The sequence below is a fragment of the Chitinophaga terrae (ex Kim and Jung 2007) genome, assembly GCF_900107795.1.
Taxonomy (GTDB): domain Bacteria; phylum Bacteroidota; class Bacteroidia; order Chitinophagales; family Chitinophagaceae; genus Chitinophaga; species Chitinophaga terrae.
Genome location: NZ_FNRL01000002.1, coordinates 383,189 through 397,497, shown reverse-complemented (window position 1 = coordinate 397,497; position 14,309 = coordinate 383,189). Strand labels below are relative to the sequence as shown.

General features: G+C 45.2%; 11 protein-coding genes and 1 tRNA gene. 6 read left to right on the top strand and 6 right to left on the bottom strand.

Annotation, left to right across the window (positions count from 1 at the left end):
- Positions 1 to 189: 189 nt before the first annotated feature.
- Complete coding sequence (locus BLV62_RS03755; RefSeq protein WP_089758830.1) at positions 190 to 921, bottom strand: superoxide dismutase; 732 nt, start codon at positions 919 to 921, stop codon at positions 190 to 192.
- A 430-nt stretch (positions 922 to 1,351) separates the two neighbouring features.
- On the opposite strand from BLV62_RS03755, the gene BLV62_RS03750 reads away from it, so the two are divergent.
- The 6 genes from BLV62_RS03750 (at position 1,352) to BLV62_RS03725 (ending at position 7,040) form a co-directional block, all read left to right on the top strand.
- A complete protein-coding gene (locus BLV62_RS03750; protein WP_211117799.1) occupies positions 1,352 to 2,449 on the top strand; it encodes a ThiF family adenylyltransferase in 1,098 nt (365 codons plus the stop codon).
- Between the two features lie 87 nt (positions 2,450 to 2,536).
- Positions 2,537 to 3,208, top strand: coding sequence for a hypothetical protein (locus BLV62_RS03745; RefSeq protein WP_225889598.1), 672 nt, complete (start codon positions 2,537 to 2,539; stop codon positions 3,206 to 3,208).
- A 31-nt stretch (positions 3,209 to 3,239) separates the two neighbouring features.
- A complete protein-coding gene (locus BLV62_RS03740) occupies positions 3,240 to 5,387 on the top strand; it encodes a sensor histidine kinase (protein ID WP_089758824.1) in 2,148 nt (715 codons plus the stop codon).
- Positions 5,388 to 5,409: 22 nt separating this feature from the next.
- Positions 5,410 to 6,507, top strand: a complete 1,098-nt coding sequence (locus BLV62_RS03735; protein ID WP_089758822.1) for a sensor histidine kinase — start codon at positions 5,410 to 5,412, stop codon at positions 6,505 to 6,507.
- The gene (locus tag BLV62_RS03730; protein WP_089758820.1) at positions 6,491 to 6,910 is read left to right on the top strand and encodes a response regulator; all 420 of its coding nucleotides are present in this window, start codon (positions 6,491 to 6,493) and stop codon (positions 6,908 to 6,910) included. The genes BLV62_RS03735 and BLV62_RS03730 overlap by 17 nt, the downstream gene beginning before the upstream one ends.
- 57 nt (positions 6,911 to 6,967) lie before the next feature.
- Positions 6,968 to 7,040: transfer RNA gene (locus tag BLV62_RS03725), tRNA-Ala, on the top strand.
- A gap of 40 nt (positions 7,041 to 7,080) precedes the next feature.
- Here BLV62_RS03725 and BLV62_RS03720 read toward each other — a convergent pair.
- From BLV62_RS03720 to BLV62_RS03700, 5 genes are read right to left on the bottom strand one after another with little or no spacing between them, the layout of a single operon-like run.
- Positions 7,081 to 8,334 carry a hybrid sensor histidine kinase/response regulator gene (locus tag BLV62_RS03720; RefSeq protein WP_089758819.1) on the bottom strand — a complete coding sequence of 418 codons (1,254 nt, stop codon included), beginning with the start codon at positions 8,332 to 8,334 and terminating at the stop codon, positions 7,081 to 7,083.
- 51 nt (positions 8,335 to 8,385) lie between these two features.
- Positions 8,386 to 8,958: a chemotaxis protein CheB gene (locus BLV62_RS03715; protein WP_089758817.1), complete on the bottom strand. Its 573-nt coding sequence runs from the start codon at positions 8,956 to 8,958 to the stop codon at positions 8,386 to 8,388.
- A 21-nt stretch (positions 8,959 to 8,979) separates the two neighbouring features.
- Positions 8,980 to 9,807, bottom strand: coding sequence for a CheR family methyltransferase (locus BLV62_RS03710; protein ID WP_225889599.1), 828 nt, complete (start codon positions 9,805 to 9,807; stop codon positions 8,980 to 8,982).
- Positions 9,804 to 10,184: a response regulator gene (locus tag BLV62_RS03705; RefSeq protein WP_089758815.1), complete on the bottom strand. Its 381-nt coding sequence runs from the start codon at positions 10,182 to 10,184 to the stop codon at positions 9,804 to 9,806. The genes BLV62_RS03710 and BLV62_RS03705 overlap by 4 nt, the downstream gene beginning before the upstream one ends.
- A gap of 1 nt (position 10,185) precedes the next feature.
- Entirely contained in the window at positions 10,186 to 14,190 is a 4,005-nt protein-coding gene (locus BLV62_RS03700) for a response regulator (protein WP_089758814.1), read from the bottom strand.
- Between the last annotated feature and the right edge of the window lie 119 nt (positions 14,191 to 14,309).

Genomic DNA, 14,309 nt, shown 5'->3' with positions numbered 1-14,309 from the left:
GCAAAGGGGCATAAGGAGCAAAGAGGCATAAGGATTTTTTTAAGAAAATAAGAAAGCAAAGAAAGTAAGAAGAATGTTATATAACATAATCCTTGCTTCCTTTGCTTTCCTTTTTTCTTATTTTCTTAAAAAAATCCTTATGCCTCTTTGCTCCTTATGCCCCTTTGCGTGAAACCCCTTTGCGTGAAATTACGCTTTGTTGTAGAGTTTTTCTACTTCGTCCCAGTTCACTACGTTCCAGAAGGCTTCGATGTATTCGGGCCTTTTGTTCTGATGTTTCAGGTAATAGGCATGTTCCCATACATCCAGGGCCAGGATCGGCGTACCTTTGTCTTTAACCAGGTTATGCATGAGCGGGTTGTCCTGGTTTGGAGTGGTGGTAACGGCAAGTTTCTTGTCAGGTGTTACGATCAGCCATGCCCAACCTGAGCCGAACACTGATTTGGCGGCATCGTTAAACTTGGTCTGGAAAGCCTCCCAGCTGCCGAAAGCCCCGTTGATAGCGTTCTTCAGTTTAGCAGACGGAGTTTTTTTGGTAGGTGATAATAAGGTCCAGAAAAGAGAGTGGTTATAGTGTCCGCCTCCGTTATTTCGTATAGCCTTGTCCTTTTCCGTTACCTGGTGCTGGATCTCTTCAAGCGTCAGGTTAGCGAAAGGGGTATTGGCAATATTATCGTTTAAGTTCTTTACATAAGCTGCGTGGTGCTTATCGTGGTGGATCTCCATCGTGAGTTTATCGATATGCGGTTCCAGCGCTTCGTAACCGTATGGAAGCGGAGGTAACACGAAGGGGGCTTTAGGATCAGCTTTAAAAGCAGGGACACCGGATGTTGCTCCTGTAGCGGCCAGGCTACTTAATGGACCGCTAATGATTGCGGCGCCGGCAAGACCAGTCAGTTTGAGAAAGGCTCTCTTATCCATATTTTTTTTATTTAAAATATATTAAAGTATAATAAAGACCGTAATTAGGCGGCTATAAGCCGCAAATTTCAAACCAATCTCGCAGGTGGGATGCGATCAGAAAGTGATGTCAGGAGCAAAGTAAAAGTATAAAATCCTTTTTTTAATGTCAAAATATCGGAAACTTTTACATGATTTCGCATTAAATTACTATTTTACCTTACATTCATGTCTTGATTACGATTTTTAGGTTGTAATTAAAACTATGATTGCCAATAACATTTATCCCGGGCCGCAGGGTGATATTTCCTGTCTTAACCCGCCATTTCGCCAACAAGTAACCGATTTAATATATATATTATCAGGGCACGGATTGCTTTACAACAATAGAAATGAAAACAAGCCAGATCTATACTAGCGTCCAATGCACTACCTCGATAAAGCTGGAATCATGATACAAGAGCACCTCAAGCGCCAACAGGTAGAAAACAATGACTATACGCCTGTTTTTTATGACTTGAAGAATACAAAAGACCAGGAGGCATTAGAAACCCTTCTAACAAACAGACCGCACATCAGGATCAACGATAGTATTTATTCACAGTTGCGGGAACTGATGAAAATAAGGAACCCTACTAAAAGACTTACTGTCGAAGAAAGCGATGCGAAGATCAGGGAATATGTTGGCGACACCCCATTGTCCCATATCGGCGTTTGGGTATATTACCCCTGGAGCGACCGCCTGGTTCACCTGGTTGATGAGGAAACCTTCATTGAATTACGCACAAGCCGGAATCAGTATAAGTTAACACCGGAAGAGATCCAACTTCTCAGAACGAAGAAATTCGGGATAGTGGGCTTGTCTGTAGGCCAATCCATTGCATTAACATTGGTAATGGAGCGGATCTGCGGCGAGATAAGGCTGGCCGATTTCGATACCCTGGAACTGACCAATATGAACCGCTTACGTTGCGGGGTACACTCCCTTCAGCTTCCCAAAGTGGTGATTGCAGCCAGGGAAATTGCAGAACTCGATCCATTTATCAAAGTAAAGGTATTTAACGACGGGCTTACAGAACAGAACATGGAAGCTTTCTTCACTGAAGGCGGAAACCTGGATATTTTCATCGAAGAGTGCGATGGTGTAGATATTAAGATCCTCAGCAGGATTATGGCGAAGAAATTGCGCATTCCTGTTGTCATGGAAATGAACGATAGGGGAATGCTTGATATAGAGCGTTTCGACCTGGAGCCGGAAAGACCGCTGCTTCATGGCATGGTACCGGAAGTAGACATTGCTACCCTCAAGGGCCTTACAGACGCAGAAAAACTGCCTATTTTCAGCCCGATGCTGGAACTGCAGAATGCCTCTTCCCGGATGAAATACTCGCTCAGCGAAATCGGTAAAACAATTACAACTTGGCCGCAACTGGCATCCTCGGTAGTACTGGGAGGTGCAATGGTGGCAGATACATGTAGACGAATAGCTTTGAACCAACTTAAGAGTTCTGGCAGGTATTACATAGATTTTGAGCAGTTGATTGTTTAACATACTTACGCCTTGTTTTAAGCGCTATTTCGCAATGTCATGATTAATGTAAGGGTATTTAGGGCTCCAGATGATCCAGAGTCCTGCATGAGATTTTATGAAGGACACATCAGGCTGCTGGAAATTTACTATGGCATTGCCCAGGTAACTTCCGGGAGTGCAGACTGGATGCAACATGAAAACACTATTGTAGTAATTGTTGAGGATGAGACTCGCACTAAAACCTATGGTGGTGCGCGGGTGCAGCTTGCTGACGGCATTTTGCCCCTTCCGATCGAAACCGCGATAGGCAAATACGATCCTAAAATTTATTCTTATATTCAAAAAGGCAGTGCTGAAATATGCGGGATGTGGAACTCCAAAGAGGTAGCCGGCATGGGAATAGGCAGCCAGGTACTGGCCAGGGTCGGAGTAGTGCTGGCTGCACAACTGCCAATTACCAATTTTCACGTGTTATGCGCCCCCATCACTACCCGCATAGGGAAAAGAGTGGGATTTGTGATAGACGAATCATTGGGTAATAAAGGAACATTCTTCTATCCGAAAGACGACTTCCTGGCAACAGCAATGGTCATTAACGACTGCTATAACCTGGAACATGCAGATCCTAAAGAAAGGCTGTTGATCGCCGATCTGCGGGAAAATCTGGAACAAACCAAAGTAGAAGTAGGCCCTAAAGGAACTTATGAAGTAAATTACAGTCTGCGGATACCTTCGCATACACCTTCCACCCCTGTTGCCGGTAACCAGGGTCTGTAATTATGTAACTAAACAAATAATTTCATCGATAATGTTTTCCAAGGCGTTCGCTTTATGGTCTGTTATAACGTTAGCCATTGTATTCAACCTTTCTGCCCAGACAATTGTCTTTAAAGACAATAAACGGCTGCTGCAGATAGGCCGGTACCTGGAGTTGTATACAGACAAATCGAATCAACTGTCTTTTGAAGAAGTACAACACCAGTCATTCAGCCCTTCCGGGCAGGATGTTCCCAACCTCCAGATCACGCCATATACACAATGGGCACGTTTCAGCATCACCAATAATTCTACCGCTAATCACCTGATGCTGGAAGTAGAATCTCCCACCATCGATGATATTACTATCTACGAACGCCGCCCCGACGGCAGCTACGCCACTACCCGGCTGGGCGAATTCGTCCCATTCCAGGCAAGGGGATATGATCACCAGAACTATCGTTTCAAACTGGCTATCCCCCGCGACTCAACCAAACAATACTACCTCAGGGTAAAAGCAGGCGAACAACTGCAGCTCCCTATCTACCTGGGAACCGCTGAAACTATCTATGAGAAGAACAGCCGTAGGGATATCATTTTTGGGATATACATAGGAGTTATCCTTGCCATGGCCTTCTACAACCTGTTCATCTGGTTATCGACCCGCGATAAAAGTTACCTTACCTACGTAAGCTATATCATCTTCGTTGGCCTTACGCAGGTAACGTTACAAGGGTATGCCTTCAGGTTCCTCTGGCCTGGCAGCTCATGGCTGGCTATGCATTCTACCGTTCTGGTACCGGTTTTTAACGGGTTGACAGCCCTGTGGTTCATTCAACAGTTCCTCTCGACCAGGGAGAATTACCCCCTGGGAAATAAACTGATCAATGTAGTGATAGGATTATACCTGTTGTGCCTGATCCCGACCTTCCTTAACAAGTATGTAATGGCCCAGCTGTTCGTGCAGTTTGACGCATTCATTGGCGCCCTGCTGGTATTGGTAGTTGCATACCGCATCAGCAGAAAAGGGGTTAATGCCGCTATGTTCTTCCTGCTGGCATGGTCTGTATTCCTGCTCAGTATATTCGTGTTCGTACTACGGAACTTCAACGTATTGCCTTATAATAACTTTACGTTCTATGCACTGCAGATAGGTTCAGGTCTGGAAGTATTGCTGCTTTCCTTTGCGCTGGCTCATCGCATCAACGTGTTTAAGGCAGAGAAAGAAGCCTCCCAGCAAATGGCACTCGCTATTTCCATGGAGAATGAGCGCCTGGTGAGAGAGCAGAACATCATTTTGGAAAGCAAGGTTAAAGACAGAACGGAAGATCTGCAGGCTACCAACCTGGAACTGAACAATGCGCTGACCACGCTGAAAGAAGCGCAAACCCAACTGGTGGAAAAAGAGAAAATGGCCTCGCTGGGTCAGTTAACCGCAGGTATCGCACACGAGATCAACAACCCGATCAACTTCGTTACTTCCAATATCAAACCGCTGAAGCTGGATATTGCCGACCTGGAATCATTGCTGGAAAAGTACAATGAGCTGCATACCACACAGGATATACCCGGTACTTTAGCTAAGATCAATGCATTTAAACGGGAAATAGATATTGATTATATTCATGAAGAAATCGCTTCCCTCATTAAAGGGATAGAAGACGGCGCGGTTCGTACAGCCGAGATCGTGAAGGGATTGCGTACCTTCAGCCGCCTGGATGAAAGCGATGTGAAGTCTATAGACATTCATGAAGGGTTAGACAGCACGCTGGTGCTGCTGCGTAATGCCATCCCGTCTTATGTTAACCTGATCAAGGACTATGGCTCACTTCCGAAGATTGAGTGCTATGCAGGAAAGGTTAACCAGGTGTTTATGAACATCTTTTCAAACGCCATCAACGCCATCAAAAGCAAGCCCGTTCATGGGAACGAATTCCTCTCCATAAAAACGGCCCAGGAAGACAATTACGTGGTTATCACCATCAAAGACTCGGGTATCGGGATGTCGGATGCGGTAAAAGAAAAGATATTCGACCCATTTTTTACAACTAAAGATGTAGGCGAAGGTACAGGCTTGGGACTATCTATTGTATTTAGCATTATTGAGAAGCATAAGGGTAAAATTATCGTAAATTCAGCGCCGGGGGAAGGAGCTGAATTTATTATATATTTACCATTACATATTGCGAACCATTTATAGTAATAACCATAAGGTCTTTTTGATGAAAGAAAACCGTATCAGAATCCTGTACATAGACGATGAGATCCATAATCTCAATGCGTTTAAGGCCAGCTTTCGCAGAAGTTATGAGATATACACTGCTTTATCGGCCCAGGAAGGCAAGCAGTTGTTAAAGGAGATCAATGTACATATCATCATTGCCGACCAGAAGATGCCGGTTACTACGGGTGTTGAGTTCTTTAATGAAATTAAGGAAACCCTGCCTGAACCGATCCGCATCCTGTTAACCGGGTATACTGATGTGGAAGATATCATTGATGCGATCAACAAGGGCCATATCTATTCCTATATCAAAAAGCCCTGGGACGAGCATGAGTTGCACAGGACCATCAACAACGCCTATGAGATCTTTAAAACACGGAAGCAGCTCCAGGAAAAGATCGTAGAGCTGGAGAAAACGAACGATGAACTGAACAGGTTTATTTACTCAACTTCTCACGATCTCAGGTCGCCGCTTATGTCGGTTCTGGGTATTATCAACCTCTCCAGGCTGGATAATTCCGTGGTTGACCCTAACGGCTATATGAATATGGTTGAATCCTGTGTGCTGAAGCTGGACGATTTCATACAGAAGATCATTGAGTATTACAGGAATTCGCGGTTGGAAGTGGAATATGAGAAGATAGATTTCAATTCACTGCTGAATGACTGCATTACAGCCTTTAAACCTCAGAATACCGCCATCCTTTTCCAGACCCAGGTAGATCAGTCAGTCGATTTCCGTGGCGATACTTTCAGGATAAGCGTAATTTTAAACAATCTGATTTCGAATGCTGTTAAATACCAAAAACCGGAAGAAGCTAACCCGATGGTAAATCTGACAGTGAAAGTAGAGCCTCACAAAGCGACAATATCAATTCGCGACAACGGAATTGGTATCCTCAGTGAACATCTCAACAATATTTTCAAAATGTTTTTCAGGTCCAAGAACAATAATAAGCCAGGAAGCGGAATTGGCTTGTATATTGTGAAGGAGGCGCTGAATAAAATCGGAGGAACCATTAACGTCGCATCCAAATACGGAGAAGGCACTCAATTCGAAATTACCATTCCAAACAGAAATGAATTCGATACCTGATCTACGCGTTATATTAATTGATGATAATGAAATTGATCTGTTACTACATGAAAAACTGATTGACTTACAGCAGATCAGCAGAACAGTACTTTCATTTTCCAGTGCTAATAAAGCATTGGAATTCCTGTCGTCCAACATTTCCCTTCCCAGGATCCCACCCACTATCATACTACTGGATATACAAATGCCGGAAATGGACGGATTCGAATTTCTCCAGGCTTTCGACAGTTATCCGCAGAAGATAAAGTCGCAATGCCATATCGTAATGGTTTCTTCTTCCCTGGATTATGGCGATATCACCAGGACAAATGCCAACCCGATGGTAGTAAGACTGTTACGGAAACCCTTACTGGTGAAGGAACTGAAAGAAACGGTATCATTAATTTTTAAAGATTTTGTTTAAATAGTTGGCGATTTCAATAAAAAATATATTTTTGCAATCCCGAAAGGGAATCTACATGGGGGATTAGCTCATCTGGTAGAGCGCAAGCATGGCATGTTTGAGGTGAACGGTTCGAGCCCGTTATCCTCCACCCAAAAAAGCCTATAGATCGAAAGATTTATAGGCTTTTTTTATGAATGACTTCTATGAATGGGCAGTACAATAATAAATGAAGTGCCTACTCCTTCCTGGCTTTTAGCTGTTATAATGCCTCCGTGCTTATCTATCACCTTTTTTGCAATAGCCAGCCCTATTCCTGTTCCTTCGTACATATCGGCATTATGCAGCCGCTGGAAGATGGTAAATATCTTTGAAAGGTATTTCTCATTAAACCCGATCCCGTTGTCGCTGATCACTATGCGGCAATATCTCCCGTTTTCATAGGTAGCGCTGTCGGGGTTCAGATCCGTGACCCTTTCTGCCTGTATCCTGATCTCCGGCGCCACCCCCGGCTTGGAGAATTTCAGGGCGTTGCTGATAATGTTCTGGAAGACCTGCCTCATTTGCCCAGCGGCCGCTTCAATTTGTGGTATTTTTTCCACAGTTATCCTGGCGTCCTTTTCACTGATCATTAACTCCAGGTCACTTAATATTTCATTGATCAGGACATTGAAATCAGTCGGTTCGTATATGCTTTCCACAGATAAACGGCTGTAATTCAACAAGTCGTTGATCAGTTTGGCCATGCGTTCGGAGGAGCCGACTATCCGCTCCATATACGACATAGCATTAGGATCCTCGTGCAGGAACCTGTCTTTCAGGATGGCTCCAAATAACTGGATCTTCCGCAAGGGTTCCTTCAAGTCGTGGGAGGCTACGGAAGCAAACTGCTGCAGGTCATGGTTGCTGGCTTCCAGCGATTTGTTGATACGCCTTAACTCTTCGGTTCTTTCCCTTACCTTCTGCTCCAGCATTTCGTTCACCTGTTGCTGATGAGCGATAAGGGCTTCCTGGGCTAATTTGCGTACTTCTGTTTCCTCTTTCAGGGATTGGTGCATCTGTTTCAGCTCCAAAGATTGCTGGTAAAGCCGGGAGAATGTTTTGACCTTCATGAGGAGGATATCCGGGTCTACGGGCTTAGTTATATAGTCTATTCCCCCCGAATCGTATCCTTTTACAATAAACCTCTTGTCTTTATTTACCGCGGAAAGAAAAATGATAGGGATGTCCTTTGCCTTGCTGTAACCTGAAATAGCTTCCGCAACTTCAAAACCGTCCATACTAGGCATTTGCACATCCAGTATGATGACGGTATAACTATGTTTCAGTATTTTCTTCAATGCCTCCTCTCCAGATAAAGCCGTATCTACTTCAAAATTGTATAATTCAAGCGTTTTCCGGATAGATAGGATATTCTCTGGTTTATCGTCAACAATTAAAATCATACGTGTTGCTAGGTTTATGCGAAAGCACGGGAGCAGCATTCGTAACAATAATCATACCCCGGCAATGGTGTTGATAAACCTGGCCATTTCCTCTGGCTGCAGGATCAGGTCTATCTTTGCCTGCCTGACGGCTTCCCTGGGCATGTAGTCCACATCAGCGGTCAGTGGGTCTTGTACCACGGTTGTACCTCCGGCTTGATGAATATCTATTAGCCCTTCTACCCCATCTGCGTTGGCTCCAGATAGAAGCAGGGCTGAAACTTTCGATTTGTAGGCGTAGGCTGCAGACGAGAAAGTAACATCAATACTTGGTCTGCTAAAATTCACCTTCTCGGAATCATCGAGCGAAAAGGTACGATCAGATTCTATCAACAGGTGATAATCCGCAGGTGCAATATAAATCGTTCCCGCCTGAATAAGCTCTTTTTCTTCGGCTTCTTTCACCGTCAATCCTGTTCTTGTGGCCAGCAGGTCTGTCAAAACAGAGGCATGGTGGCTCTGGCGATGCAATACTATTACCACTGCCACTTTCAAGCTTGTTGACAGTCCTGGTAACAAGGTAAGTACAGGTTGCAATCCGCCCGCCGAGCCGCCTATAACAACCAGATAAGGTGCTGAAGTCATAATCAACCACCATTTTAAGAATTACAGCTGTATTTTACGCCAGATCTTTTCCCTGCCTTCCAGCTGTTTGAATTTTCTCGCCACTTTGGTAAAGTTAAGTGTTTCCTTGCTACCTAAAGCCAAATAGCCTAATTGTTCCAGGCTGTCGCTGAACAGGGTCAATACCCTGTCTTGCAGTTCTTTGTTAAAATAGATAAGCACATTCCGGCAGATAATGAGCTGGAACTCGTTGAATGAACTGTCTGTAACCAGGTTATGTGGAGAAAAGATGATCTTTTCTCCCAGCTCTTCCCTGAATTTGGCATATTCATAATTGGCAGTATAATAGGAAGAAAAATCTTCCGTTCCTCCTGCTTCCATATAGTTTCGGCTGTATTGCTGCATCTGCGAAAGCCTGAACATACCCCTTCTCCCTTTTTCAAGCACGCTTGTGTTCAGGTCAGTGGCATAAATTATTGCTTTGTGCAGCAATTTTGCTTCTTTCAGCAAAATTGCAAAAGAATACACCTCTTCACCCGTAGAACAGCCGGCATGCCATACCCTGATAAAAGGATAAGTGGCCAGCACCGGCAATACCTCCATGCGCAAAGCCTGGTAAAATGACGGATCGCGGAACATTTCAGTAACGTTTACCGTAATCTCTTCTACAAAGCGATGCGCATACGCAGGGTCAGAAATGATACGATACCTGAACTCCGCGAAACTGACAAACCTATCGAGCTGGTATAAATGATTTACTCTTCGGTTAATAGATGCAGGAGCATAATCAGTAAAATCGTACCCGTATTTCTCCAGTACATCATTCAACAATAAGGCTACCTCCTGCTCGTTAATCAGATTTCTACTCACTGTTGCTTCAATAAAAATTGTTGTAGGTGAGCCAGCAATTCATCTACATCAATCGGTTTTGAAATATAATCATCCGCGCCGGCTTCTATACATTTTTCCCTGTCTCCCACCATCGCCCTTGCAGTTACCGCAATAATAGGTAAATGCCTGGCTTCCGGCATCTTCCGGATACTGGCAATGGTTTCATATCCATCCATATCCGGCATCATTATATCCATTAAAATTATTCCAATCCGGTGATCATGTGACAGCAACTCTAATGCCTCACTTCCCGAACCGGCTGTAATACAGGAAATATTTCTTGAACGTAATACGGCTTTCAACGCAAAGATGTTCCTAACATCATCATCTACGATTAAAACTTGTTTTTGCTCCATACTATTTCATGGATTTATCGTATAACCACACCCGTAATAAAGACAGCAACTGGTCAACATCCACAGGCTTTGAAATATAATCGCTGGCGCCGGCCTGCAAGCATTTTTCCCTGTCTCCCATCATCGCTTTTGCTGTCACTGCAATGATCGGCAGGTTCTTATAAGGCGCCTGTTTGCGGATGGCTGCAATGGCGTCGTAACCGTCCATCTCCGGCATCATCATATCCATCAGCACAATATCTACCTGGTTCTCTTTCAATTGCTGCAAGGCTTCCTTGCCGTCGATGGCTGATAAAACCTTCATCTGGTGCCGCTCCAATGCTTTTGTTAACGAGAAGATGTTCCTTACGTCATCATCTGCTATCAACACTGTCTTATCTTTCAGCACCTCGTTCAGCATGCCCATCTTATTGTTCGGCTGTGAAGCTGCCGGCGCCTGTTCAGACACCAGGTGCAGGAACAGCGATACTTCGTCCAGCATCCGTTGGTAAGAATGCGCTGTTTTAACCACGATCGAATCCGCATACTGGCGGATGCGCTGCTCTTCTGATTTCGACAGGCTTTTACCGGTGAAAATAATAATCGGCAGGTTCTCCAGTCCTTTTATCTCTTTTACAGTTTCCAATGCTTCATATGCCTTCTGGTCGGGGATCCCCATATCCAGGATCACGCAATCAACATCCTTCTGCTGCAGCAGACCTATGCCATCGTTCACCGAACTGCTGATCTCCGAGTTCACCTGGTAGTTGCTCAGGAAGTAAGCCAATGCTTTCGCATGTTTGGTGTTTTCTTCCAGGATCAGCACCTTCTTGGTAGAGCGTTGCAGCACAAATTCAAGTTTTTCAAATACCAATGCCATGCTCTCCAGGTCTACCGGCTTGCTGATAAAGTCGACCGCCCCTTTCATCAGGCTTTCTTTCCTGGCTTCCAGCGACGACATGATATGCACCGGGATAGGCCTGGTACGCGGATCGCTTTTCAATTCTTCCATCACCTGCCATCCGTCTTTTACCGGCAACTGTATATCAAGCAATATGCCCACTGGTTTATAGATCCTGGCAAGTTCTGTGGCCTCATCCCCCCGTACGGAAACTATTCCTTTGTATCCGCGTTTGCGTGTGAAATCCAACAATGCTTTCGCAAAGTTAGTATCGTCTTCCACGATCAGGATCACCCGGTCATCGTTTCTCACTATTCCCCTGTCATCTTCCACGGATGCAGGTATTTCAGGCACCACGAACCGGCTTGTTCCTTCTTCTTTGGTCTTTTCTTCCGGCGACGCCTGCGCTACAGTGCTTGCAGGTGTAGCATCACGGGAGACAGGAACGGTTACAGTAAACTCGCTTCCTTTGTTCGGCTCGCTGCTTACGGTTATTCCACCTCCTAGCAATTTAGCCAGCTCACGGCTGATGGAAAGCCCCAATCCGGTTCCGCCGTATTTACGACGGGTGGATCCATCGGCCTGTTGGAACGCTTCAAATATCACCTGTTGTTTATCTTCCGGTATACCGATTCCGGTGTCCCGTACGGTGAACTTGATAGCGCCTGCCGCAGCAGCGCGTTCCACAACCAGCTTCACGCTGCCGCGTGCAGTAAATTTCAAGGCGTTCGACAGCAGGTTTTTCAGGATCTGCTCCAGCCTTGTCTGGTCTGTTTCGATGGCCGACGGTACATCCCCATGGATATCTATCAGCAACTGCAATCCTTTTTCCCTGGCTATATGCTCAAACAACGATTGCATATTGTTGCAGATAGTAGCCACGCTCACCTGCATATATTCCAGCTCCATTTTACCGGATTCGATCTTGGAAAGATCAAGTATTTCATCTATCAGGGTAAGCAATCCTTTACCTGAATTGTTGATCACATCTGCATATTCGATCTGGTCGTTGGTCAGGTTCTTATCATGATTTTCTGCCAGCAGGCGGGATAAGAGAAGAATAGAGTTAAGCGGGGTTCTCAGTTCATGCGACATATTAGCAAGGAACTCGGATTTATAGCGGGTGCTTAATTCCAGTTCTTCAGCCTTTCTCTGGATCTCCAGATTGCGTTCAACAATGATCTGGTTCTTTTCTTCCAGCATCCTGCTTCTTTCTTCCAGTACGCTGTTGGATTGCATCAGCTCTTCCTGCTGTACTTTCAGTTCTTCTTCGGATACCTGCAGTCGCTGGGCCTGCGCTTCCAGTTCTACGTTCAGGCTTTCCAGTTCACTATGCTGTGTTTGCAGTTCTTCTGCCTGCGCCTGTGTTTCTTCCAGTAATTCCTGCAACCTTGTTCTGCTTCTCGTACTCTGGATAGCGATCGCGATGTTCACCGCAGCTTGTTTCACAAAGTCGACAGCCGCTTCCCTGAACGGGTACAGCGATGCGATCTCTATCACTCCTTCTGCGATGCCTGCGTGCACCAAAGGAACTATCAGTACATATCCCGGTTTGGAGCCGCTGGTTGCACCGGCAATATGAAGGAAATCGTCAGGCGTTTCCTGCAGGTACAGTGGTTCTTTTTGCACCATGCTTTGACCTAACAGCGTTTTCCCTATTTCAATAGTTTCAGGGGCCGGATGATCAGGCGACAGAGCGTAACCAGCTGAAAGGGTAAGGATGCCCGATTGCTTAATGTACAATACGCCGGTTTGCGCGCCTGCATACTGGATCAGATCTGTAAGCGCATTATCGCTTAAAGTGTTCAAATCCTTTTCTCCCAGTAAGGTTTCGCTGATCCTGTTAAGCCCTGTCTGTATCCATATTTTCTGATCGTTGTTATACCTGAAGGCTTTAAGATCTGCCGCCATCTGCACAACGGCAATTCCAAGCACATCTTCGCTGCTGCGGGGTTTTACATCTATATTGAAGTTTCCTTTACCAATACTGTCGGCCGCCGTGGCCAGGTCCTGGTTATTCTGGTCTATCAGCACAAACGACCTGACAAGGCTTCCCAGGGCATCTTTTGTATTGATCACATCCGGAATGGAACTCGGAATTCCTCTTGCCACATTCACGGCCGCCGATCTCAACAACTCCAGGCTGTCAGCAATACTCTTAATAGTGATAGCAAGAAAAGTAATGACCAATACAACGATAAGCACCAGTGCCACCAGGTATTTGGTTTTAATATCATTTTCCTGTTTAGACAGTACCCTGGTATCTTTCGATACTTTATCGGTGATGGTTCTTTGCAATTGTTTCAGCTGATCAACAGATTGAGTAGATATGCTCCACCAGGAATCTGCATTAAAAAGCGTGTCGATCTTCCGGGTCTGGATAGTGGATTTGATAAAGTCAGAGGTGATCCTCACTTCATTGGAGTTCTCCATTCTCTGGAAATCTTTCACTAATTCCGGCGAGGCTTTATCGAGAAACTCTGCCCTGAAGGAATTGACCATGTCGTTGTTGTTTTCGATCCTGGCAAAATCTTCAGGCCATACCTCCTTCTTCAGCATGAAGTAGTAGATATCCATGCGTATCATTCCCTGGTAGGCGGCCATCTGGGCCAGCAGGTACTGGGCGTTCATATCCTTCTGGATGGGCGACAGCACGGGCAGGTCCGGCACATTTACATTAGCCAGGTCGTTCAGGCGGAAGATGAGATTGGAGTAGTAATCCAATACCTGTCGCTGGGGCATGCTCTTGCTGTCTATCTCATTCCTTTTCTTGGGAAGGGTATTGAGCAAAGAGTATTGGAAGAAGCGGGTATCGGACGCAAGCAGCCGGCTTTTCACGGCGTCGATTGCCAGGTCAGTTTTCGCCCGCTGGGTGAGCAGGTCGTTCAGGCTGCCTGTTTGCAATACATAGTTGACGCTGTTGCGGCGTTCCATATGTATTTCGTCTGCAACCTTCATGATGGCGGTAGCGTTAATCACTCTATCTGCAAGCCGATCAATGGTGTTAATGTCCTCGTTCTGTTTCTTGAATACTGTAAAGCCAAAATAGAGTAAGCATATCAATGGTATTACAGCGATCAGTATCAACTTCCTTGGCAGCGGGAGTTGCATAAAAAATTTCTTCATTTGCCTGAGCTTGTTTAGTTTTTAAGAACTATCGCATAGATGGTTAATAATGAAGGGCTTCCGCGGAAACCTTACTCAACGTTAAAATTACTCCTATTATAATTATAATAAAATAACAA